Origin of the sequence: Streptomyces pacificus, from assembly GCF_011766325.1 — a bacterium.
Lineage (GTDB): Bacteria > Actinomycetota > Actinomycetes > Streptomycetales > Streptomycetaceae > Streptomyces > Streptomyces pacificus.
The window spans coordinates 76,018-100,109 of record NZ_BLLG01000023.1 but is presented as its reverse complement, the minus strand read 5'-3'; the positions used below and the strand labels follow the sequence as shown (position 1 = coordinate 100,109).

Genomic DNA, 24,092 nt, shown 5'->3' with positions numbered 1-24,092 from the left:
CGGCTTCGACGAGAGCTGCGCGCACGAGCACGTCCCGCTCGGCGGCCTGACGGGGCACTGAGACTCCGGGCCGGACGGTGGTCGCAGCCACGGCACCGTCCGGCCCGGTACACAACTGTGGAGGCCGCTCATGGACTGGGAAAAGCCACGCCTGGGAACGGTGCAGGAGACACTCTTGATCCCGCTGTACGCCCGCGCGGTGGAGAACCGCAGGGAATACGCCCTGCTGCGCGACGCGCGGGCCGAAGAGATCGTCGCCGCGATCGACTACGACTTCGCACGCTTCGACGATCTTCCCAGCCTCACCGGCGCGCTGCTGCGCACCCTTCTCTTCGACCGGTGGGTGGCTGACTTCCTGTCCGCGCATCCCGACGGAACCGTGGTCGAGCTCGGCACCGGGCTCAACACGCGTTATGAACGCGTCGACAACGGCCGCGCCCGGTGGTTCGAACTCGACCTGCCCGATGTGATCGACTTGCGCGCCTCCTTCTTCACCGACACTCCGCGTCGGACGATGATCGCGGCCTCGGTAACGGACGAGGCATGGGCCACCGAGGTAGCCTCGCGCACCGCCGGGCCATACCTGTTCGTCGCGGAGGCCGTGCTGCCCTACCTGCACGAACCCGACGTGCGCCGGGTCGTCGATCTGCTCGCCGACCGGTTCCCGGGCTCCCTGCTGGCCCTCGACACCGCCGGGCCCGGCTTCTTCGACACCCAGGAACAGCACGACGCCCTCAGCAAGGTCGACGCCCGTATGCGCTGGCACTGTCCCGACCCGGCCCGACTGGCCGACTGGCGGCCCGGGATCGGCGTACTCGCGTCGCACACCCTCACCAGCCTTCCGGGGCCCCTGCTGGCCGAGCTGCCGCTCCCCTACCAGCAGATGGTGTCCGCGCTCGCCGTGCAACGGCTTGCCGGCCCGGCTGCTGCACCTAGCAGACCTCACCACGGGTCCCGATGGCCGTCAGCAGCAGTCCTCGGCCCCGGAGTCCCCACAGGTGCGGTCGGTCTCCACAGCCACGACCGCGGTACGTACATCGTCGAGGGCGTGGCCGAGGCGTTCGTCGGCGATCTCGTACCGCGTACGTCGCCCGTCCGGCACGGCCACGACCAGGCCGCAGTCACGCAGGCACACGAGGTGGTTCGACAGCCTTGTCCGGGAGACGCCGAGGGTGTCGGCGAGGTCGGCTGGGTAGGAGGGCGCGGCCCGCAGGAGCAGCAGGACACGGCAGCGGATCGGATCGGCGAGCGCGCGGCCGAACCTGGCCAGCACCTCGATGTCAGCAGCGAGGGCCGGCACTCCGTGAGCGTACACGTCGTCCTGACGCCCTGGCTGTCCCGCAGTTGCTCGATACCGCGCACCGCTCATGGTCAGTCCGTGGCGAACCGTAGGTGCGGAGCAACGCTGCGGAGCTTCTCGCAGGTCTCCTCGATCTCGCGTTCGGGGCTGGATTGGGCAGTGACCCCCGCGCCCGCCCGCAGCCACGCCTCGTCGCCTTCGCCGATGAGGGTGCGCAGGACGAGGGCGGCATCGAGGGCCCCGGCGGTGCCGCCTCGGAAGACCGCGCCGCCGTACAGGCCCCGGGGGCCTTCCTCATGGCGTGCAAGGGCCCGGAGGGCGTCGCGTTTGGAGACGCCGGTGGCGGTGATGGCGGGGAAGAGGGCGGCGAAGGCGTCCCACGGCCCGGAGTCCGGCCGGAGCCGGCCCGTCACCCGCGACGCCAGGTGCTGCACCGATCCGCGCGGCCGGACCGCCATGAACTCCTCGACCACCACGGAGCCCGGCCGGCACACCGCGGCCATCTCGTCCCAGGCCAGGCGTACGGACACGGCGTGCTCGTGTATCTCCTTGGGGTCGGTGAGCAGTTCCGCGCGCCGGCGGTCGTTCTCCGCCGAGTCGGCGCTGCGGGCGCGGGTGCCAGCGAGCGGCTGGGTACTGACGCGGCCGTTCTCCCCGACCTCGAGGACGGTCTCCGGGCTGAACCCGGCCGCCCGGTAGCCGCCGAGGTCAAGCAGGTAGGAGCGGGCGGGGGTGTTGGCCCGGCGGCCCGCCAGATAGGTCGCGGGGAAGTCCACGGTTTGCCCCGCCGGCAGCGGGACCTTCCGGGAGACCACGGCCTTCTCCAACAGCCCGGCGCGGATGTCCTCGACCGTACGGGCGACCGCGCTGCCGTAGGCGGCCGTGCCGGCGGCGATGATGCGCTCGGCCCCCTCCGGCGTCGTCCCGCCGGACGCGGGCTGTCGTTCCGGTGCCTCCGCGAGCAGGTCGGCGACTTTGCGAACCCACGCCTCGTCCACCGCGCGGACCACGGTGTGCTCGCCGGTGAGGGTCACCTCGACGGACGGGATCAGCGCGTGCAGCAGAGGTTTCTCACCGGTGGCCTCGGGGTCCGCATGGAGGAGGTGGGCGAGTTCGAAGGCCGCCCAGCCGTAGAAGTGCGTTCCGATGCTGTCCGCCGCGTGCATCGCGGACAGGGCCCGCAGCGCGGCGGCGAACTCCGTCAGTGGTCGCCGGCCGGTGGGTGACGTCCAGGTCCGTCCCGCCGCCCGTGCGGTGATGACGTTCGCGTGTGCGGTGAGGCTGACGCTGGAGCCCGCCGCGAAGTGCCAGGCACCGCCCTCCGCCTCGTAGACCATGTACTGGTCGGCGAGGCCGGCCCGGGCGAGACGGGTGGCGGTGGCCGCGGGGTCGTGGCAGGGCGCCTGCGTGCTCGTGCAGGTCAGCTGCGGGACGGAACCCGCCCACGCGTCCCAGCTGTTCCGGGTGCCGGTGCTCATCCTGTCGTGCCTTCTCTCTGTCCCTACGGAGGGGATCGCTGGTGCCGGGTGCGGGGTCATGACCGTGCCGCCTCCAGCCGCCAGCCGTGGGCCCGGGCGCGCCGCTGCCAGAAGGACGCGTACGTGCCGCCTGCCGTGACCAGGTCGTCGTGTGTGCCCCGTTCGGTGATCTCGCCGTCCTCCAGCACCAGGATCTGGTCGGCGTGGACGACGGTGCTGAGCCGGTGTGCGATGACCAGCAGCGTCTTGCGGTCGGCGAGGGTGCGAACGGCCTCGGCGAACAGTGCCTCGTTCTCCTGGTCGAGCGCGGCGGTGGCCTCGTCGAGGACGAGGATCGGGGCGTCCTTCAGCAGGGCGCGGGCGATGGACACGCGCTGGCGCTGCCCGCCGGACAGGCGTGCGCCGCCCTCCCCCACTTCGGTGTCCCAGCCGTCGGGGAGTTCCTCGATCACCCGGTCGAGCCCGGACAGGGCCGCGGCCTCGGCCAGTTCGGCCGGGCCGGCGTCCGGCGCGGCGAGCCTCACGTTCTCCTCGATGGTCCCGTCGAAGAGGTAGACGTCCTGGAAGACGAGGGAGACGTGGGCGGCCAGGTCATCGGCGGCGATGTCGCGGACGTCGACGCCGCCGATGCGCACGGTGCCTTCCGTGGTGTCCCGGAAACGGGCGATCAGCGAGGCGACCGTGGTCTTGCCGGCGCCGGAGGGGCCCACCAGGGCCGTCATACTGCGCTCGGGAAGGCGGAAGGTCACGTCGTTCAGGACCGGACGCCCACTCGCCTCACCCGCGTCGTACCGGAAGGTCACCCCGGTGAACTCCACGCTCGCGTCTCGGGGTGTCTGCGGCTCGGCGGGCTGGGGGAAGGGCGGCTCGTCGAGGACGGCGCCGAGCCGTTCCAGGGTGTTGCGGGCGATGCGCATGCCCGCGCCGGCCTCGGCGGCGGACGACACGCTGTCGATGAGGCGGACCAGCAGCACCAGCAGGGCCAGCAGGGTCGGCACGGCAACTGAACCGTCGAGGTGCCAGGAGACCCCGAGTGCAAGCAGCAGGGCGAACACCATCCGGGTGGCGAAGGTGAAGGAGACCAGGCCGGGCAGGCCACGCGCGATGAGCCGCCGGTCGGCGCGCGCCTCCGCTACCAGCGCGTCGTCCAGCGCGCCGTAGCCCTCCGCGGTCCGGCCGAACGCCCGCAGCACCGGCTGGTTGCGCGTGTACTCCAGGACCCGGTCCGCGGACTCGCCGATCGCCGCGTCACGGGCGAGGTCGAGCCGGCGCATCACCGAGGTGCTGGTCTGCTGGACGGCGAACAGCACGGGCGTGCAGACCAGGAGCACCAGGGCGGTGCGGACGTCGAAGCAGAAGGTGGCGGCCACCAGCGTCACCGGGGTGAGGACGGAGCTGATGAACGGGCGCAACAGGTGGGCTGGTGTGCTCATCACCTGGATGACGTTCTGTCCGGCCAGCCGGCTGAACTCGGCCGTGCGCCCGGCGGTGAACCAGCCCAGCGGCAGACGCAGCGCCTGGTCGGCCATCCGGCGGTGCAGCACCCGGGAGAGCCGGGAGCCGACGGTGAAGCCGCCGCTGAGGGCGGCGCCCTGGAGTACGGCGTGGGCGACCACGCATCCGGTGAACGCCGTCAGCCAGGGCCAGACGCCGTCGGGGTCCGTGCCGAGCAGGGCCTTGAGGACGGGTACGAGGAGGGCGAAGGCGATGCCCTGGAGGATCGCCGCGCCGACCTGGAGAGCGAGCAGCCGGTTCAGCGGCCGGGAGCCCTCCGGGCCCAGTACTCGGTAGAGCTGACGGATCATCGTGCACTTCCCTCTCGGATGTCGTCCGCCGCGCGGTCCGCCCCCACGGGGGCGGACCGCTGGTGCGGTACGCCGTCGGTCTCGTCCGGGCCCGCGGTCCGCTGGGCCTCCCACAGCGCGGCGTAGCGGCCGCCGGCGGCCAGCAGGTCGTCGTGGCGGCCTTGTTCGGTGACGCGTCCGTCCTCCAGCACCACGATCCGGTCGGCGGAGCGGATGGTGGACAGCCGGTGGGCGATGACAAGCAGGGTGCGGCCGGCCGCCAGCGCGGACAGGGCGTCCTGGATCAGCGCCTCGGAGTGCGGGTCGGCGTACGCGGTCGCCTCGTCGAGCACGAGGACGGGCGCGTCGGCGAGCAACGCCCGGGCGATGGACAGGCGTTGGGCCTCGCCGCCGGACAGGGTGACGGCCGTGCCGACTTCGGTGGCGTAGCCGTCGGGCAGCGCCGTGATCCGGTCGTGGATGCGGGCGGCGCGGGCGCACCGCTCGCCCTCCTCGTCGGTGGCGTCGGGGCGGCCCAGGCGGATGTTGTCGGCGACGCTCGCCCGCAGCAGCCGTACGTCCTGGAGCACGAAGCCGACCCGGCGGTATAGCTCGGTCGCGGGGATGTCCCGCAGGTCGGCGCCGCCGAGGGTGACCGTGCCGGCCGTGACGTCGTGGAAGCGGGGCAGCAGCGAGGCCAGGGTGGACTTGCCCGAGCCGGAGGGGCCGACGAGGGCGGTGACGGTGCCGGGCACGAGGTCGAGGTCGACGCCGCTGAGGACGTCGGTGTGCCCGTCGTAGGAGAAGGACACCCCGCGCAGGGAGATGTGGTGACCCACGGGGAGGGCGGGGGTGGCCGGTTCGGGCAGCGCGGGCGCGTCCAGCAGTTCGGTGATGCGTACGGCGGCGGCCTGGCCGGCCCGGATCTGCTGGATGCGCGGACCCACGACGCCCATGGGCGCGGCGACGGCGGGGCCGAGCAGGAGGAAGGGGACGAGTTCGGCGCCGGTCATCCAGTCCTGGGTGACGAAGACCGCGCCCATCACCGTCAGGAGCAGCAGGACGACGGCCGGGGCGACCACCAGGATCGCGGCGGTGGAGGTGACCAGGGTGGAGCGGACCCAGCCGGAGAAGAAGTCGGCGAAGCCCTCGGTCGCGCGGACGAAACGCTCGTGGGCCTTCCGGCCGCGCCCGAAGCTCTTGAAGACAGCGATACCGGAGGCGAACTCCACGGCGGCGGCGGAGATCCGGCCCACCGCGGCACCGAACTCGGCCATCTGCGCCGCCGCGCCCGCCATGGCCCGGCTGAACAGGAACACGCCCAGCAGGAGCGGGACCACGCTGAACAGGGCGAGCCGCCAGTCCACGGTGAACAGGTAGACGAGGATGAGCACCGGGGCGGTGAGCACGGAGACGACGTCGAGCAGGGTGTGGGCGAACAGTGTGTGCAGCGCGCTCACGTCGTCCTGCACGGCCTGCTTGACCTCGCTCGTGCCGCGGTCGGTGAGCCGGCCGAGCGGCAGCCGTCCGATGTGCCGGGCGAGGCGGCGGCGCAGGGCGAGCTGGAGGTCGTTGTCGGCGAGGTGGGCGAGGGCGCCGGCAGCCGTGCCGCACACCAGAGCGACGAAGCCCGACGCGCAGGCCAGCGCAACCAGCGGCCAGAGGGCCTCGCCGTCGGCCGGGGACCCTGCGGTGAGGCGCCCGGCGATGCGGGAGACGGCGATGAACGGGACCACTCCGGCGAGCGCGGCGACGGCCTGGAGGCCGACGGCGAGGGCCAGTCGCCCGCGCACGGGCTCGGCGAGCGCGCGCAGCGGGGGCGGGGTGCCGGCGGTGCCCGCGCCGCCGGCTTCGGTGTCCTGGGCTGCCGGGGCCGGGCCGGGCTCGGACGGTTGTGACTTCACTTGACGAGTACTCCGATTTCGGGGATGGGCCTGCCACCCGCCTCGGTGATGCGGCGGCTGGTCATGCCGGCCTCGCGGGCCAGCCGGGCGACGTCGAAGGTGTGCCAGTCGTAACTGTCGGCGACCTCGCGGACGGTGCGTCCGTCGCGTAGGACCTTCCAGGTGGTGGTGAACCGCATGGCGTCGCCCTCGGTGGGTTCGCCGCCGATCCACCACTCGTAGGTCTGGCAGCCGATGGTCTCCCTCAGGGACATCACCGGGGGGATGACGCGGGGCGAGGAGACTCCCATCAGTTCGACGACGATGGGTGCCCCGTCGGGCAGGCGGTCCGCGAGCCGCTTCCACAGGGCCACGCGTTCGGTGACGGTGAGGTGGCCGGCGACCCCGAAGATGACGACGGCGGAGAGCCGTTCGGGCAGGACGAGGTCTTGGGCGGACCCGTCCACGACGGTGACGCGCCGGCGCAGGTCCGGGTCGCGGGCGACCCGGGAGGTGAGCATGGCGCGCATGGTGGCCGACGGCTCGGCCGCCAGGATCTCCGCGTCCGGCAGTGCGGCGGCGATGACCTCGGTGACGCGGCCGGTGCCCGCGCCGATCTCCAGGACCGGGCCGTGGGACACGTCCAGGTCGGAGAGGACGCCGGTGAGCGGGGGGCCGCTGCTTGCGGTGTGCCGGGTGGCGACCAGTTCGTAGAACTCGGCCGAGGTCGAGTAGTAGTCGATCACGTCGGTCTCCGGACGTCATGGGTCGGGCGGGAGTGGCTCACGGAGTGCTCGGCCAGGTGTGCGGGCCGCCGGTGGTCAGCGACGGGTCCAGCCTGCGCAGGACGGTGGTGACCACCTCGCGGCGTCGCGGGGTGAGGTAGAAGTGGTCGCCGGGGAAGACGCGTACCTCGGTGCGGGCGGTGGTGAGGTCCGCCCAGCCGCCTGCCCGGTCGCGGCTGCGTTCCTCGCCGAGTTCCGGGTCCGCGTCGCCGGTCAGGACGTGCAGTGGGCAGGACAGCGGTGACCGGTCCGGCGGCCGGTAGGTCTCGATGATCCGGTAGTCGTGGCGTACGGCCGTGAGGATCAGGGAGCGCAGCCCGGGGTCGTCCAGGACCTCTCGGTTCGTGCCGCCCAGCCGGACCAGTTCGGCGCTCAGTACATCGTCGTTCTGGCGGTGCAGCTGCCCTGTCACCGCCATGCCGGGTGCGGCCCGGCCCGACGCGAACAGGCGGCGCGGGCCCGGGAGTCCGCGGCGGTGCAGCTCGTGCGCCAGTTCCCAGGCCACGGCGGAGCCCATGCTGTGCCCGAAGAGCGCGTACGGCAGGTCGAGCAGCGGCGCGACGGCGTCCGCCACCGCCTCCACCAGCTCGTCCATGCCGGCCGCCTCGGGGTCCTCGGAACGGTCCTCCCGGCCGGGGTACTGGATGGCGAGGAGTTCGACCTCGGGCGGCAGCAGTGCCGCCCAGGGCCGGTAGAAACCGGCGCTGCCACCCGCGTGCGGCAGGCAGATGAGCGTGAACCGGGGCGCGGCACCGCCGCTCCACCGCCTGATCCACGGGCTGTCGGCGCGGGCGGCACGGGCGGAGGTCCGGGCGGAGGGGTGGGCGTCGGGCGGGAAGGAGGCGTGCGGTGGGAAGGGAGCGGTCACCAGGTCACCATCAGTTCTTCGAGGCCGAAGGTGGCCGAGTCGTGCTTGACGGCGACCTCGTCCCGCTCCCCCGCGAGGCGGAGCGTGGAGACGCGGCGGATGGAGGGGCGGAACCTGGCACCGGCCTCCTGTTCGGCCTCGTCGAGGGCGGGGAAGTTGGGTCGGCGGATGTCGGCGCTGACGCGGGGGTCGGAGAGCAGTTCGCGCACGTCGTCGTAGCGGGTGACCACCCACGCTTCCTTCTTCGTCGGCAGGGTGACGCGGGCGACCGGGTCGTGGGCGCGCAGCGCGTCGTACTCGGCGGGTGCGGCGAAGGGGCAGCCTCGCTGGATCGGGAAGTCCCGGGGCGGGGCGGCGGAGTCCGGCACGGTGTCGGTGGCGGGGTGTTCCGGGGTCGAGGACGACGTCGGGGTCTCGGGGGTTCTCATGGAGGTTCCTAGCCGTCGGTGGAGGAGGAGACGAGCGGGGTGGCGGTGCGGGGGCCTGCTGGGGAGTCCGGGCCGTCGGGCGCGGTCCGCGCGTGCGGCAGGTGCGCTCCGGCGGCCGGCTCGGACGTGTCCGGCGTCCGGATGAGCACGGCCAGCGGGGGTGCGCCGGGGCGGGTGGGCAGGGTGCGCGCGGTCATGCCGGACTCGGCGACCACGTCCTTCAGTCCGAAGGGCTCCCAGCGGTAGGAGTCGCGCACCTCGCGTTCCGCCTGCGGGGCGCCGTCCCGGTAGACCCGCCAGGTGGAGTGCAGGCGCATCACGCCGTCCTCCGTCGCGTCCGGTGCGCCGCCGAAGGACCACTCGTAGCGGTGGCGTCCGGCGGTGGCGGTGGCGAGCCGGGTCTCGGGAAGGGTCAAGGGCTCCTCGAACTGCATGAGTTCGACGACCACGAGCCCGCCCGGTGCCAGCCGTCGGGTCAGCCGCCGCCACAGCCTGGCCCGCCCTTCGGCGTCGAGGTGGCCGAGGACCCCGCAGAGCAGCACGACGCTGATCCGGTCGGGGAGGTCGAGGTCGGGAGCGGCGTCCGCGGTGACGGTGACCCGGGTCCGCAGGTCCTCGTCGCTGAAGACCCGGCTGGTGAGCACGGCGCGCATGCCGACCGACGGTTCGCAGGCGAGGATCTCCGCGTCCGGCCGGGCGCGGGCGACGGCTTCGGTCACCAGACCGGTGCCGGCGCCGATGTCCACCACCGGACCGGTGCTCAGGTCGGCGTCGGCGAGGAGGGCGGCGATCGCGGGGGCGCTCGCGGTCGCGGTGTGGTCGGCGGCGACGAGGTCGAAGAACTCGGCCGACGGGGAGTAGGAGGCGGCGTCCGCGGGGCGGGGCGGTCCCGCTTCCGGTGAGGGGCGGCGGGCCGTCTCCCCGGCGGGGCCGGGGCCTGCGTCGCCGGTCCGGTCGCCGGAACGCGAGGCCGGTACGGAGCGGGGAGCGGTGTCGTGCGGGAACCCCTCCGGCGCAGGGATGACGTCACTGACCGCCAGGGGGCGGGGCGTGCCGGGCCGGACGATCTCGGGTGGCCCCAGCCGGGCCGCGAGGTCCGTCCAGATGCGGCACACGGCCAGGTCGTACTGCCCCGCGCGCAGGGCGTCGCCACCCTGCGCGGCGGCCTCGCGGAGTCCGTCCAGTGCGCTGCCGATCGCTTCGGGCCACAGGTCGGAGAAGACCGTACGGAACGTTCCCGTTGTCCCGACCACCGCCGTGGTCCCGAGTCCCAGCCGGCCGGTGCCCGGGCCGTCCAGGACGAAGCGCCGGTCGGCGTCCCGCCCGATGTGCAGCCGGGGGCTCCACAGCACGGGGCCGTGGGTGTCGGCCAGGGTGAGCACCCCGCCCTCGGTGCCGAGGGAGATGCGGTGCCAGTGCAGGGCGTGGTTGTCGCGGTCGGACGGGTCGAGCTGGTGGTGCACCCGCAGGGTGAGGGGTGCGCCGGCGAACACGCCGTGGAGGGAGCGGAACGGCTGCGGCCCGATCTCGGCGGGCAGCGGCGCCGGGTCCGCGAAACGCCAGGGCCGCAGGGTGCCCATGGCCTGGCCGAGGATGTCCACCAGCGGGTGCATCAGATGGACCGGGGTGGCGGCGTCCAGGAAGAGCGGTCGCTGCCGTACGACCAGACGGCGGGCGGCCTCGATGAAGGCGCGGACCGGGGCGACGTGCGGGTAGTGGGTGTTGAGGCGGTACTGCACCCCCCGCCTGCGGGCGTGCTTGAGGTTGCCCGTCAACTCCGCCAGGTGCACGGGGTGTTCCTGCAGGACGTGGATGCCCCGGTCCATGAGCGCCCTGGCCAGCTCGCTTCCCTCACCCCCCGAGATGGATGAGCTCACGGCCACGCAGGCGGCGTCGATGCCGGCCGGGAGGTCGCCGGTGTCCGAGTAGAAGGGGACGCCGAGGCTCTCGGCGTATGCCCGGGAGGCCGCCGATCCCCTGCTCAGGATGCCCGCCAGGGTGAAACCGGGGCGCCGGCGTACCGCCTCGGCGTAGAAGCGGCCGAAGTTGGTCCCGCAGACCAGCACGCGCAGCGGCGTCGAGGCGCTCACAGGACCCCCTCCTCCACCTGCTCGGCGCCGGCCGCCGTCCCAGTGAGCCGGAGGTCGGCGACCCCGTGGGAGCGCAGGTGCCGCACCACGGTGTCCGGGTCCAGCACGTCGCAGGCGAAGTGCACGCCCGTCTGCACCCCGCCCCGCAGCACCGCGTCCACCGCCAGCGCGCCCACGGCAGCGGTGAGCCGGTAGCTGCTGGCCGCGCGCAGGGTCAGTCCCGCCGTCGCCGGCACCCCGGACGCGGTGCCCGACAGCGCGAAGTCCATGACGTAGTAAGGCTTGCGTCCGGCCAGGTCGAGGTCGGCGGCGAGGATCAGCCGCTCCGCCAGCCGGTCCGGGTCGTCGCCTGCGGCGAGGCGGCCCGGCAGGACGTTGAGCAGCGCGCGTACGGCGGGACCGGGGTGGACGTTGTACCAGTCGAGCCGGTCCAGGCCCAGGACGGTGGCGAGGCGTTCGCTCTCGCCGCTGAGGTAGGGCTGTTCGGCGACCCGGCCGGGGAACGACGGGTGTTCGGTGTCCTCGTCGGCGCGCAGGGCGCGGGGGCTGCGCCGGCCGCCGCGGACGGCGGCGAGGGCCTCGCCGTAGGCCGCGCCGTCCGCGCCTCCCGAGGTGAGGGAGAGCATCAGGTCGTGCGCCACCGTCGGCGAACAGGTTTCCAGGCCGCCGCAGTGGGCGGTGAGCCCGGCGGCGTTGTCCAGGCCCTGCCCGGCCAGCCAGCGGGGCAGCAGGCTGGACAGGCCGGGCAGGGCGCCCGCCGACAGGACGACGGTGCGGTCGTCGCGGGCCGGGTCGCCGCTCTTGAGGAGGTCCTCGGCGGCCGGGTCGTCCCCGGCCACGTCGACGCAGTGGGCGCCGGCGTCGAGTGCCGCGAAGGCCACCGTGGCGCGGAGCCGGTAGGTGGGACCGACGCAGTTGAGGACGATGTCGCAGCCCTCGGTGAAGGCCCGCAGGCCGTCCGGCACGGTGGCGTCGGCCCAGACCGTCTCGTCGTGGCCGGCGGGGTTCTCCTCGGCGACCGCGCACAGGGCGGACGCGGTCCGGCCGCCCAGGCGCAGGCCGGTGTGGCCGAGGGCGCGCAGTTCGCGTACGGCGGCCCGGCCGACCGCGCCGGAGGCGCCCAGGACCCCGATCACAGGCTTGGTCATCGGGTGATCGCCCCCTGGGTCAGCTCACCGAGGGTCTTGAGGATGCCGGGCGCGTGCTCGACGGACAGGCAGCTGTAGTGGTCGCCGCCGATGTCGACGATGTCCAGGTCGCCCAGGGTGAGTTCCTCCCAGTAGGTGGTGACGGCGTCCTTGCTGCCCGGGAAGGGGTAGGCGCCGTCGTGGCGCAGGAAGGTGATGTCGCCCGCGTAGGGCTCGGCGTCGTAGCGGGTGATGGCGAAGACGCTCTGCCGGAAGGCGAGGAACAGCCGCGTCATGTGGTCGGGTTCGTAGGTGCCGGCCGAGGCGGGGACCGCCTCGCACATCCGCGCGATGCGGGTGGCGCGGGGAACCTTGGCCATCTCCCGGAAGCGCGTCGCGATGTCCGCGAACTCCTGGGGCAGCGCGGCGAGTCCGCCGTCCGGAAGGACGCCGGGGCTGGCGGCCAGGACCGCGTCGGCTGCCGCGGCCACCCGGTACTGGTCGTCCGGGAAACCGAGGTCGGCGGGGTCGATGCCCATCATGACGGCGAAGGAGTACTCGGCGAGCAGCTCGTCGTCGAGCCGGAAGCGGGGGCTGTGGCTGCTGATGACGGTGAGGCTTTCCACGTCCGCGCCGGACTCGGCGAGGTTGCGGGCCACCTCGGTGGCGATCAGCCCGCCCAGACAGTAGCCGACGACGTGGAAGCGACGGCGGCCGTCCGCCGTCAGGGCCCGCGCGTAGTCGGCCGCCATCTGCTCGATGAGGCCGTGCGGCGGGGCGGCGAGGAACTGGTTCAGGTCCGGGACCTCCACGCCCACGACCTCGGCGAGGCCCGGCGAGCGGCGCCGGATCTCGGTGATCAGCGCCCGGTACGGCATGATCGTCGCGGTTCCGGCGTGCACCAGCACGGTGGTCGGCTCGTCGTCGGAGCGCGTGCCGTGCAGGTGGATCATCGGGTCCGTGCGCACGGCGCCGGCGGTCGGCGCGTCCTCGGGGCCGGCCAGGGAGCGCAGGAAAGCGGCGAGACCGGCCACCGTGGGGCGGCGCAGCATGTGGCGCAGCACGACCTCCCACTCCAGGTCCGCGGCCTGCGGTACGCGTTCGCGCAGCCGGCCCACCATGCGGGCGACGAGGAGCGAGTCGCCGCCGAGGTCGAAGAAGTCGTCGTTGCGGGTGACGTGTTCGACCGCGAGGAGTTCCGACCACAGCTCGGCGAGGCTGTTCTCCAACTCGTCCTTGGGCTTCTCGTCCACGACGACCGGGGCGCTCTCGCGGGGCAGCCAGGTCCGCAGGCGGGCGCGGTCGGTCTTGCCGTTGGCCGTGCGGGGCAGGGTGTCGACGACCTGCCACACCGAGGGAAGCATGTACTCCGGGAGCCGGTTCGCCGCCGTGCGGGCCAGCTCGCCTACCGGGATGTGGTGCCGGTCGTCCTTCAGGGTGGCGAAGAAGACCTCCTGGCCGGTCAGGGCCAGGGCGTCCTGGGCCTCGGGCAGCGAGGTGACCTCGGACGCGGCGTGCGCGTCGAGGAGTTCACGCCACTGGGCGTGGGTGAGGAAGGACTGTCCGGTGTTCTCGCGCACGTCGGTCCACGTCCGTCCGGCGACCTCCAGGAACTCCATGGAGACCAGCAGCGGGAGGTTCTCGTCTCGGGTGTTCTCCACGAAGACGAGCTGTCCGCCGGGGACGAGCAGTTCCCGCAGCCGGCCCACGGCCGCGTCCGCGTCGGCGGCGGCGTGCAGGGTGTTGGCGCAGATCACCACGTCGAAGGTGTTGGGCTGCAGGTGCTGGGCGCGGGCGTCCTCGTCGACGTCGAAGCGCTGGTAGCGGACCCAGGCGTGGTCGGCGAAGCGCTCGCGGGCCTCGTTCAGGAAGAACGCGGAAGGGTCGGTGAACAGGTAGTCGACGCCGTACTCGGCGAGGACGGGCACCAGTTCGCCGGTGGTGCCGCCGACTCCGCCGCCCACTTCGAGGACGCGCAGCCGCTCCTCGCCGGTGTGGCCCGCGGCGATCTCGCGCAGCGCGGCGACCACCGCCCGGTTGAGGTGCCGGATGGCGAGGTTGTCGCGGTAGGCGGCGTCCGCGGCCTGAGTCGCCGCGCCGGGGAAGAGCAGCTCCTGGATGCCCGTCTCCCCGGAGACCAGCTCGGGCAGCCGCCCGGCGCAGGTGCGCATGACGGTGAGCAGCTCGGTGCTCCACCCGATCTCGCGCTCCAGTTCGGCGGCCCGCCGCCAGGCGCGCTCCGCGTCGTCCGCGGAGACGGGGGCCAGTCCGGAGTAGGTGTCGTCGGTCTCGCGGTGGGTGAACCGGCCCCGGGCGGCCAGGGCGCGCAGCCAGCGCCGGACGATGTGCCGGTGGCCGGGCGTGGCGCGCAGCGCCGTGCCCACCTCGTCCGCCGTCCGCGACGCGCCGGCGGCGAACGTTCCGCAGGCGTCGAGAACGCGGGTCATCTCGGCGAGGGCGACGTCGTCGAGGGCGGTCAGGAACTCCGTGAGGCGTGCGGCGTCGACGGCCGTGGAGGCTTCCCGTACGGCGTCGGCGGCGGCCGTACGCGCCCGCGCCCGCCGCGCCGCCGCGAGCTCACCGGCCTTTTGGCCGGCCGCGTCGGCGTCCTTGCGGGCCGTCTCCACGAACGCGGCCAGGCGCCGGCCGCCCGCCGCGGAGTCGTCGACGATCACGGCACCGGCGGCGACCTCGGGATGGGCCTGTACGGCGGCCTCCACCTCGGCGAGTTCGACGCGGTAGCCGCGGATCTTGATCTGGGCGTCCTCGCGGCCCAGGAACTCGATGGTCCCGTCGGGCAGGTACCGCCCGAGGTCGCCGGTGCGGTAGAGCCGCTCCCCGGTGGCGGGGTCGGTGAGGAACCGCTCGGCCGTGCGGGCCTCGTCGCCGAAGTACCCGAGGGCGACGCCGGCGCCGCCGATGTACAGCTCGCCCGGCACCCATTCGGGCCGTGGCCGCAGGTGCCGGTCGAGCACGGCGAAGGTCTGGTTGGTCAGGGGCTTGCCGTACGGGATGCTCGGGCGGGCGGTGTCCACCTCGCCGATGGGGTGGGCGATGGACCAGATGGAGCCTTCGGTGGCGCCGCCGAGGGAGATGATCTCCAGCCCCGGGAGGAGTTCACGGGCCTGGTCCGGCAGGGCGACGGGTATCCAGTCGCCGGATATCAGCGCGAGCCGCAGCGAGGCGTCGTCGGCGGGCGGCTCGGAGCGCAGCCAGTCGCACAGCATGTGGAGCTGGCCGGGGACCGAGTTCCACACGGTCACCCCGAAGTCGCGGACGAGTTCGGCCCAGTGGGAGGGGTCGCCGCGCCGGTCGGCGGCGGGCAGGACGAGGGTGGCGCCCATGGCGAGGGGCCCGAAGAGGTCGTAGACGGACAGGTCGAAGCCGAGTCCCGCGATGCCGAGGACGCGATCGCGCTCGGTGACGGCATGGCGGCGGTTGATGTCCTCGACGGTGTTGAGGGCGGCCCGGTGACTGATCATCACGCCCTTGGGCGTGCCGGTGGAGCCCGAGGTGTAGATGACGTACGCGAGGTCGTCCGGATCGCGCCGGGGCACCGGAGTGCCGGGCGCGGTTGCCGTGCCTTCCGGAAGGAGGTCCACGGCGACGGCCGTGACCCCCTCCGGGAGGTCGTCGAGTTCGGCGAGCCAGGACTGGGTGAGGACCGTGCGGACGCCGGCGTCCGAGATGATCGTGTCCCGGCGGGCCGGCGGCTGGGCCGTGTCGACGGGGAGGTACGCGCCGCCCGCCATGAGGATGCCGAAGACCGCGACGACCTGCTCCCAGCCCTTGTCCGCCCAGATGGCCACGGGTTCCCCGGGACGCAGTCCGGATGCCGTCAGCGCCTCAGCGAGCGCGCTAGCCCGGGTGACGAGCTGCCGGTAGGTCAGAGCCAGTTCGGGGGTGCGGACCGCGATCGCGTCCGGTGTCACGGCGGCCTGGGTGAGTACGGGTTCGTGGAGGAGGGCGTCCGGCAGGGGGCCCTCGGTCGCGTTGACCAGGTTCCGGCGCACCGCCTGCGCCTCGGGCAGGGGGATGACGGCGGGTGCGTCCCAGGCGGCCTCACCGGCCTCGCCCTCGTCCGCCAGGGCGCGCACGAGTGCCGTGTACGCCTCGAACATGGCGTCGGCCACGCCGGGGGCGAGTGCGCCCTCCCGGATGTCCCAGGACAGGCTCAGCGTGTCGCCGCGGTGCATGACCTGGCAGTCGAGCCACACCTGCGGGGTCCGGGTCACGGCGTACGTCACCTCGGGGGGTACGCCCTCAGAGGTGGCGCCGGTGCCGAGGGCGCTGGTGAAGACGACCGGCATCAGCACCGGGGCCCCGGCCCTGCGGGACAGCTCGGCGAGCACGTCCGAGCCGGTGAACAGGGGATGCGCGAGGTCCTCCAGGAGCTGCTGACCGACGGTCCTGGTCCGCTCCGCGAAGCCGGCCGGGGCGTCCAGGTCGACGGCGAGCAGTTCGAGCGAGGTGAAGTCGCCGATGAGGCGGTCGATGTCCTCGTGCAGGTCGGGGCGGTCCACCGTGGGCACGTTGAGCGTGAACCGGCTGGTGCGCGACCAGGCCCCGACCGTCTCGGCGTACGCGGTGAGCAGTGCCGTGGACAGGGTCAGCCCGCGTCGCGCGGCCCGCTCGGTGAGGCGGTCCCGGTCTGGAGCGGGCAGCAGCACCTCCAGGCGGCGGAAGGTCACCGAGCCGTCGGAGGCCGGAGTGCGGCCCGTCTGGCCCGGGTCTCTCACCGCTGCCTGCCAGGCTTCGGCGAGGGGCAGTTCGGGGGCGGGCGGCAGGGTGTCGAGCAGCTCTGTCCAGTAGGCACGGTCGCGGGTGTACGCGTCGGTGTCGGCGACGGCGCGGCGGGCCAGGACGTAGTCGCGGAAGGTGATCCGCGGTGCCTCCGAGAGGGCGGCGCCGCCGTAGCCGCGCTGGAACTCGGCCAGCAGGATGCGCAGGCTGGCGTGGTCCACGACCAGCATGTCGAAGGATAGGTGGAGCACGGCCCGCTCGGCTGTCCGGCTCACGTGCACGTCGAAGAGCGGCCACCGGTCGGTGGGCTCCTCGCGTGCGGACAGCCGCGCCCGGGTGCGCTCCACCTCCGCCTCGGCCCCGGCCGGCGGGAGCGCGGTCAGATCGTCGGCTCGGACGTCGAGGGCGGGAACGTCGGCCAGGACCTGCTGGTAGCCGTCGTGGTGGACGACGGCGCGGAGCATGTCGTGCCGCTGGACCAGCTCCCGCCACACGGCAGTGACACGGTCGACGTCCAGGTCGGGGTATTCCAGTTCGACGTAGGCGTGGCAGCCGACGCCGCCGTAGGCGTAGGCGTCGGTGCGGCCGATGAGGTAGGCGGCCTGGATGTCCGTCAGCGGGAAGGGGTCGTGGCGGTGCTCGGGGTCGGCGTGCAGCGAGGGCTCCCCGGCCTCCAGGTGGCGCAGGATGGCTTCCTTGTGCGTGCGCAGTTCGGCCCGGTGCGTGTCGGTGAGCCGGCCCTGGGGCGCCCGGAAGCGCAGTTGCCCGTCCTCGGCCCACAGCACCACGCCCTCGTCGGCGTAACGGGCCAGCAGTTCAGCGATGTTCACAGCTCTCCGGTCTCGTAGGCGGTCCCGTGGGCCGCGAGCGTTCGGGTGATGTCCGCGGCGAGCGCGGCGACGGTCGGTGCGGCGAAGAAGCGCCGGACGGGCACGATGGCCCCCAGGCGGCGCTCGATCCCAGTAAGCAGGCGCAGCGCGGTGAGGCTGTCGCCGCCCGCGGTGAAGAAGTTGGCGTTGCGGTCCGGCACCCAGTGCGGCAGGTACTCGCGCCAGAGCCCGGCGAGGGCCGTCTCCATCTCGCCGCTTGGCGGTTCGGCCCCCACGTTCACCGTCTCCGGTCCCGCCAGAGTGGCCAGGGCTCCGCGGTCGACCTTGCCGTTCGCGGTCAGAGGCAGGGCGGGCAGCAGCTGGATGCGGGACGGAACGGCGTAGACGGGGACCCGCTCGGCCAGCAGGGCGAAGAGGGCCTCGGTGAGTTCGGGGTTTTCCACGGGCGTGGCGGGCTCGATGGACGTGCCGGACTCGACGGACGCCGGTTCGTGCGGGACGACGAAGGCGGCCAGGCGCTTCGCGGTGCGCTCCCCCACGGCCACGACGGCGGCCCGCGCGATGTCCGGGTGGGCCTCCAGTGCGGCCTCGATCTCGCCGGCCTCGATGCGGTGGCCGGCGATCTTCAGCTGGCTGTCGAGGCGGCCGAGGAACTCCAGCAGCCCGTCGCCCCGGAACCGGCCCAGGTCACCGGTCCGGTACCAGCGCCGCCCGTCCTGCTCGACGAACTTCTCGGCGGTGCGGACCGGGTCGGCCAGGTAGCCGCGGGCCAGTCCCTCGCCGCCGATCCACAGTTCGCCGGGCGTCCAGTCGGGGCACTCCCGCCCGCCCCGGTCGACCACCCGGTAGTGCTGCCCGGTCAGGGGGCGTCCGTAGGGGATGGACACCCACCGGGGGTCCGGCTCGGTGACGGTGAGGGTGTTGGACCAGATGGCGGCTTCCGTGGCCCCTCCCATGGCGACGAAGGCGCAGATCGGGGACGTGCGCGCCCGCAGCCGAGCGGGCAGGTCGAGGCCGATCCAGTCGCCGGAGACCAGTGCGGTCCGCAGTCGCGATATCCGGCCGCCTTCCCCTCCTTCCTGCTCATCGGCATCGAGGAGCAGGTCGAGCAGGGCCGGGACGGTGTTCCAGAGGGTCACGCCGTACTGGTCGAGCAGGCCCGGCCAGCGGGCCGGTTCACGGCGCTGGTCCTCAGTGGGCAGCAGGAGGGAGCCGCCCGCGGCGAGCAGGCCGAAGACGTCGTATACGGACAGGTCGAAGTCCAGTGCCGACAGGGCGAAGACGCGGTCGTCCGCGGTGATGCCGTGCCGGGCGTTGATGTCCGCGATCGTGTTCCAGGCGGCGCCGTGGGTGATCTCGACACCCTTCGGCTCGCCGGTGGAACCCGAGGTGAAGATCACGTAGGCGAGTGCCCGGGGGGACGTCTCGTACGGCGCGGGCAGCGGCTCGTGGCCTTGCGTGTCCACGAAGGACAGCGGGCGGGGGCCGGTATCTTCCGAGGCGGGCCAACCGCCCACGACGACAGGGAAAGCGGCGGTGGCGTGCACCCGCTCCAGCCGCGCGGCGGGCTGTTCGAGGCTCAGCGGTACGTAGGCGGCGCCGGCCGCGAGGACGCCGAGGACCGCCGCGATCTGCTCCGTGCCCTTGGGCAGGGTGACCGCGACCAGGTCCCCCGGGCGCACGCCCGCGCCGCCGAGCGCCGTGGCGACGCGCAGCGCCTGGTCGGCGAGGGTGCCATAGGTCACCTCCTCCCCTTCGGTCGTGACGAGGGCGGTGCGGTCGGGGGTGGCCGACGCGTGGGCGAAGAACGCCTCGTGCAGCGGACGCGGGACCACCGGCTCCAGGGCGGCCTCCCGTGCGGCGGCGGCCCGCCGTTCGTACTGGGAGGCGGGAAGCAGATCGGGCAGTGGTGCGTCCCAGTCACCGGCGACGGCGTACCGCAGCAGCCGTTCGTAGGCGCCGAACATCGCGTCGAGCACGCCGTCGGGGAACAGTTCCTCGACGGCGTCCCAGGTGACGACGAGGTTTCCGGACTCCTCGGTGACCTGGTTGTCCAGGCACACTTGCGGGGACTGGGAGATGCCCCAGACCTTGGCGGGGAACCCGGTGCCCGGCCCGGCGAGCGTCGCGTCACCGACGCCGACGGCACTGGTGAACACCACGGGCGCGGCGGCGTCGACCGTGCCTGTGCGCCGGCCGAACTCCCGCAGCAGCCAGTCGATCGGTACGTCCGCATGGTCGAGGTCCTCCGCCTGCCGGCGTTGCAGCGCGACCGCCGCCCCGAGCCAGGACTGCCCGTCGCGCCGGTGGCCCGCGAGGGACAGGGAGGTGAAGTCGCCCAGCACCCGGTGGATACGGGGGTGCACGTCACGCCGGTTGAAGAGGGTGAGCGTGACGGTCAGCGCGTCCGCACCGCTCCAGGCCGCCAGGACCTCCGCGTACAGGGCCAGCAGGACGGTGGAGGGGGTCAGGCCGTGCCGGGCCGCGTCCCGCTTGACGGCCTGCCAGTCCTCGGCGGGCAGGCTCAGCCGGCGCCGGGTGAAGACGGGCGCGTCGAGCGTCGCCGGGTCCCGGTCGAAGGGCAGGGCGGGAGGGGGCGGCAGTTCCGCCAGCCGGGCCCGCCAGTGGGCGCGGGCGCGCTCGGCCCCCTCCGGGTCCGCCGGCAGGCCGGTCAGGTAGTCGCGGAACGTCACGTCCACGGTCGGCAGTTCGAGGTCCGGGTCGGCGTAGAGCGCGTTCAGTTCGGCATACAGCGTGGTGATGGAGAGCGCGTCGAGGACGAGGTAGTCCAGGCCGATGCCGATGCGGGTCCGTATCTCGCCGGTGTTCTCCGCGGCGCGGTAGCGCACCGCCTCGACCGCGAAGAGCGGCCACCGGGCGGGGTCGCGGACCTGCTGGGACAGCCGGGCGCGCAGACCGGCCAGGGCCTCGGCTGCGTCACCGTCCGGGACGTCCTCCACCGGTATGCGTACCACCGCCACCTCGGGCAGGACGCGCTGGTGGCCGTCCTGGACGACCGCGCGGAGCATGCCGTGGCGCCGGACGAGGGTGTTCCAGGAGCGCTCCAGCCGGTCCACGTCGACGTCCGTGCCGTCGAACTCCGTGTAGTGCCATGTGCCGACGCCGCCGAGGGTGAAGCGGGGGTCGCGGCCGGTGTGGTACGCAGCCTGGACGTCCGTCAGCGGGAACGGCTCGTGGGCGCGTTCCGGTTCGGGCACCAGGACGTGCGCGGCGGCCGGGGCCGGCTCCGTGCCGGTGGCGGCCGAGGACCGGAGCGTCTCGCAGAAGTGATGGAGCACGGGGCGGGCGAAGAGGTCGGCCACGCGGGCGCCGGGGAAGCCGGCGGCGCGCAGCCGGCCGATCATCCGGGTCGCGACGAGGGAGTCGCCGCCCAGCAGGAAGAAGCTGCTCTCCCGGCCCACTTCGGCCACGTCGAGGAGTTCGGCCCACTCGGCCGCCACAGCGGTCTCCACCGGGCCGAGCGGTGCCGTTGTGCGGGGGGCGTCCTGGCCTGCGGCCTCGGTCAGCAGCCGGTGGACGGCCGCTCGGTCGAGCTTGCCGTTGGCGTTGAGCGGCAGATCGCGCAGGACGAGGACGCGCTCGGGAACCATGTAGGCGGGCAGGCGCTGCGCCGCCCGCTGGCGGATCTGGTCCGGATCGGCCGCGTCACCGTGTGCGGACACGGCCGCGGCGAGGTGCCGTACGGGTGTGTCGAGGACGGTTGCGACGGCGTGCAGCACGGTGGGGTCGTCCTCCAGTGCGGACTCGGCCTCGCCCAGTTCGATGCGGTGGCCGCCGATCTTCACCTGGTGGTCGGCGCGGCCGAGGAACTCCAGTACGCCGTCGGGCCGGTAGCGGGCCAGGTCTCCGCTGCGGTACCAGCGTTCGCCGTCGTACTCGACGAAGCGTTCGGCGGTGCGCTCGGGGTCCGCGCGGTAGCCGTTCGCCACGCCGGGACCGCCGATCCACAGCTCTCCGGGGACGAGATCGGGGCAGTCGCGTCCCCGTCCGTCCACGACGCGGGCCCGCATGTTGCGCAGGGGAACGCCGTAGGGGACGGACTTCCAGGCAGGGTCGGTCTCCTCGACCTCGAACACCGTCGAGTGGACGGCGGCCTCGGTCATGCCGCCGAGGGCCACGAAGCGGCAGCCGGGCACCAGCGCCCGCAGCCTGCGGGGCTGGTCGAGACCGACCCAGTCGCCGCCGAGCAGCACCATGCGCAGGGAGGTCCCGAGGCCCTCGTCCTCTCCGGCGGCCATGAGCAGGTCCAGCAGGGCGGGCACGCACTGCACCAGCGTCACCCCGTGCTCAGGCACCAGCCGCGCCCAGTGGTGGGCGTCGCGGCGGTGTTCCTCGCTCACGGCGACCACCTGGCCGCCGAGGGACAGCGGGGTGAAGATGTCCCAGGCGGCGAGGTCGAAGTCCAGCGCGGAGATGGCGAGGGTGCGGTCCGAGGGCCCGAGACCGAGCTGCTCCTCCATCGCCTCGACGGTGTTGACGACCGCGCGGTGCGGCACCTCGACGCCCTTGGGCACTCCGGTCGAGCCGGACGTGAACAGGACGTAGGCGGGCAGCGCGGGGTCCGGCTGGACGACCGGTGCGGGCTCCAGAGCCGCGGCATCCTCCAGGAGCAGCACCGGAGCCCCTGGGACGCCCGGGCAGAGCGGGGCGTGGTCCCGGTCGGTGAGCACGGCGGACGCGCCGGCGACCTTGTGGATGCGTGCCCGGCGTACGGCGGGCTGTTCCACGCCGACGGGTGCGTACGCCGCGCCGACGGCCAGGATGCCGAGGACCGCGGTCATCTGGTCGGCACCCTTGGGCAGGGTGACCGCGACGGTGTCGCCCTCCCGGACTCCGTTCGCGCGCAGCAGCGCGGCGATCCGCCGGGCGGCGTAGGCGAGTTCGCCGTAGGTGAGCGTGTCGCCGGTGGTGCCGACGACTGCGGCTCGGCCCGGGTCGGTCTCGGCGAGCCGGAAGAAGCGGGTGTGCAGGGCGCGGTCAGGGACGGGTGTGGGCGGCAGGGCCGCCATCGCCCGCCTCGGCAGGACGTCGGGTGAGAGCAGGCCGTCCACCGGCCGGTCCCAGGCCCCGGGGTCCGTGATCAGGCGGGTGATGAAGCGGCGGTAGGCGTCGAACGCGGCGTCCGGCACACCGGCCTCGAACACGCCGTCCCGGACGTCCCAGTTGAGGAGAAGGCCGCCGTCGAGTTCGGTGACCTGGGCGTCGAGGTAGACCTGCGGACCCTGGGAGATGATCCAGGACGGGTGGCCGAAGGACTTCTGCACATCCTGCTCGAAGACCTCGCCGAGCCCGATGGCGCTGGTGTAGACGACCGGGGCCAGCACCGGGGCGCCCTCCAGGCGGGCGAGGTCGCGCAGCACCTCCACACCGCCGTACGCCCCGTGGGAGATGCCCTCCTGCAGGCGTTCCTGCAGGCCGCGAGCCTGACGGGAGAACGGCAGGGGCGCGCTCATGTCCGCGTCGAGCAGGACCGAGCTGCTGAAGTCACCCACCAGGCGGGCGACTTCCGGGGCGAACGGCTCCCGGTCGAACAGCGGCAGGTTGAGCAGGAACCGCCGGCTGTCGCTCCAGGCGGCGATGACCTCGGCGAAGGCGGTGGCGAGGGCGGCGGCGGGGGTGATGCCGTGCCGGCGGGCCGCGCCGATCAGCGCCGCCTTGTCGGCGGGGCCCAGCCAGTGGTGCAGGCGGCGGGAGTGGGTGAGCGCGGTGTCGTCCGGGCTGACCGGGGTCAGCGGGTCGACGGTGGTCGGCAGGCGCGGGGCGCGGGGCAGGTCCGGCAGTCGCTCCCGCCACCAGGCGGCGTGCTGCTCGCGTTCCGTCTTACGCCGGGCGTCGTGCTCCGCGAGGTAGTGGCGGTAGTCGAGGGTGAGTTCGCGGGGCGGGTCGTCGGGAGTGTCGTAGAAGCGGCGCAGGTCGGACAGGAGGACCCGCAGGCTCAGCGCATCGCCGGCCATCATGTCGAGGTCGATCTGCAGGCGGGTCCTGCCGTCGGGGAGCAGGCACAGGCCCGCGCGGAAGACGTGGCCGGCAGTGAGGTCCGGGCGGGCGTGGGTGTTGCGCTCGCGCAGCAGCTCCAGCTCGGACTCGGCCTCGTCGGCGTCGCGTTCGCGCAGGTCGTGGATGGTGAGCGCGACTTCCGGGTCGCCGAAGCGCTGACGGCCGTCGTCGTCGAAGACGGCCCGCAGCATGCCGTGCCGCCGAACGAGCGCCTTCAGGGCGGCGTCCAGCCGGACCGGATCGACGTCGTGGCCGTCGAGTTCGACGTAGAAGTGCGCGGCGACACCGCCGAGCGGCTGGCCGTCCTGGCGTCCGATCCAGTAGGCGTGCTGCATCGTGGCGAGCGGGAACGTGTCCGACTGCGCGTCGGCCCCCGCCGCGCCGAGCCGCGCGGCGAGGGCGGGAGGCGCGACGGGGGCGACTGCCCTTCCGTGACGTCCCTTCCCAAGCAGGGCCTCCCAGGCCGCGAGGGTCGGGGTGCGCGTGAGGTCCTGGAAGGTGACCGCACTGCCCTCGCGCCGCCAGGCACCGACCAGAGACATCAGCATCAGTGAGTCGAGACCGAGTTCGAAGAGGTCGCGGTCGTCGTCCAGCTCGTCCGGTGCCACCCCCAGCGCGCGAACGACCGCCTCTCGCACGTCGGCCGGCACACCAACGTCACCGCCGTCGCTGCCGGCTTCCGCCGTCCGCGCCTGGACGACTGCTTCATCGCTCACTGGTGGGGCCTTCCGGTCGAACGGGCGGGAGTCGGATCGTGG

The 24,092-nt window shown here is 73.5% G+C and carries 10 protein-coding genes and 2 pseudogenes; 1 reads left to right on the top strand and 11 read right to left on the bottom strand.

Annotated elements, in window-relative coordinates:
- Positions 1-130: 130 nt before the first annotated feature.
- Positions 131-589, top strand: a pseudogene (locus SCWH03_RS29440) (class I SAM-dependent methyltransferase); the annotation flags it as partial.
- Between the two features lie 375 nt (positions 590-964).
- Here the strand turns inward: SCWH03_RS29440 and SCWH03_RS25905 are convergent.
- The 11 genes and pseudogenes from SCWH03_RS25905 to SCWH03_RS25855 all read right to left on the bottom strand — a co-directional run bounded on the left by SCWH03_RS25905 (position 965) and on the right by SCWH03_RS25855 (position 23,972).
- Complete coding sequence (locus SCWH03_RS25905) at positions 965-1,300, bottom strand: ArsR/SmtB family transcription factor (RefSeq protein ID WP_173266929.1); 336 nt, start codon at positions 1,298-1,300, stop codon at positions 965-967.
- 71 nt (positions 1,301-1,371) lie between these two features.
- Complete coding sequence (locus SCWH03_RS25900) at positions 1,372-2,778, bottom strand: salicylate synthase (protein ID WP_173266927.1); 1,407 nt, start codon at positions 2,776-2,778, stop codon at positions 1,372-1,374.
- Positions 2,779-2,834: 56 nt separating this feature from the next.
- Entirely contained in the window at positions 2,835-4,583 is a 1,749-nt protein-coding gene (locus SCWH03_RS25895) for an ABC transporter ATP-binding protein (protein ID WP_173266926.1), read from the bottom strand.
- On the bottom strand, positions 4,580-6,466 hold the full coding sequence (locus tag SCWH03_RS25890) for an ABC transporter ATP-binding protein (RefSeq protein ID WP_173266924.1): 1,887 nt from the start codon (positions 6,464-6,466) through the stop codon (positions 4,580-4,582). The genes SCWH03_RS25895 and SCWH03_RS25890 overlap by 4 nt, the downstream gene beginning before the upstream one ends.
- A complete protein-coding gene (locus SCWH03_RS25885) occupies positions 6,463-7,191 on the bottom strand; it encodes a class I SAM-dependent methyltransferase (protein WP_173266922.1) in 729 nt (242 codons plus the stop codon). Before SCWH03_RS25885 ends, SCWH03_RS25890 begins: the two co-directional genes overlap by 4 nt.
- A 37-nt stretch (positions 7,192-7,228) precedes the next feature.
- A complete protein-coding gene (locus tag SCWH03_RS25880) occupies positions 7,229-8,098 on the bottom strand; it encodes a thioesterase II family protein (RefSeq protein WP_173266920.1) in 870 nt (289 codons plus the stop codon).
- A gap of 95 nt (positions 8,099-8,193) precedes the next feature.
- Positions 8,194-8,526, bottom strand: a pseudogene (locus tag SCWH03_RS25875) (cytochrome P450); the annotation flags it as partial.
- 8 nt (positions 8,527-8,534) lie between these two features.
- Positions 8,535-10,616 carry a Gfo/Idh/MocA family oxidoreductase gene (locus SCWH03_RS25870; protein WP_173266918.1) on the bottom strand — a complete coding sequence of 694 codons (2,082 nt, stop codon included), beginning with the start codon at positions 10,614-10,616 and terminating at the stop codon, positions 8,535-8,537.
- Positions 10,613-11,764, bottom strand: a complete 1,152-nt coding sequence (locus SCWH03_RS25865) for a saccharopine dehydrogenase NADP-binding domain-containing protein (RefSeq protein ID WP_173266916.1) — start codon at positions 11,762-11,764, stop codon at positions 10,613-10,615. Before SCWH03_RS25865 ends, SCWH03_RS25870 begins: the two co-directional genes overlap by 4 nt.
- The gene (locus tag SCWH03_RS25860; protein WP_173266914.1) at positions 11,761-17,316 is read right to left on the bottom strand and encodes a non-ribosomal peptide synthetase; all 5,556 of its coding nucleotides are present in this window, start codon (positions 17,314-17,316) and stop codon (positions 11,761-11,763) included. Before SCWH03_RS25860 ends, SCWH03_RS25865 begins: the two co-directional genes overlap by 4 nt.
- The gene (locus tag SCWH03_RS25855) at positions 17,313-23,972 is read right to left on the bottom strand and encodes a non-ribosomal peptide synthetase (RefSeq protein ID WP_254077027.1); all 6,660 of its coding nucleotides are present in this window, start codon (positions 23,970-23,972) and stop codon (positions 17,313-17,315) included. Before SCWH03_RS25855 ends, SCWH03_RS25860 begins: the two co-directional genes overlap by 4 nt.
- Between the last annotated feature and the right edge of the window lie 120 nt (positions 23,973-24,092).

Bases quoted from the DNA above. Each gene is read 5' to 3' on its own strand.
- SCWH03_RS25895 (WP_173266926.1), bottom strand. From the start codon at position 4,583: ATGATCCGTCAGCTCTACCGAGTACTGGGCCCGGAGGGCTCCCGGCCG.
- SCWH03_RS25865 (WP_173266916.1), bottom strand. From the start codon at position 11,764: ATGACCAAGCCTGTGATCGGGGTCCTGGGCGCCTCCGGCGCGGTCGGC.
- SCWH03_RS25900 (WP_173266927.1), bottom strand. From the start codon at position 2,778: ATGAGCACCGGCACCCGGAACAGCTGGGACGCGTGGGCGGGTTCCGTC.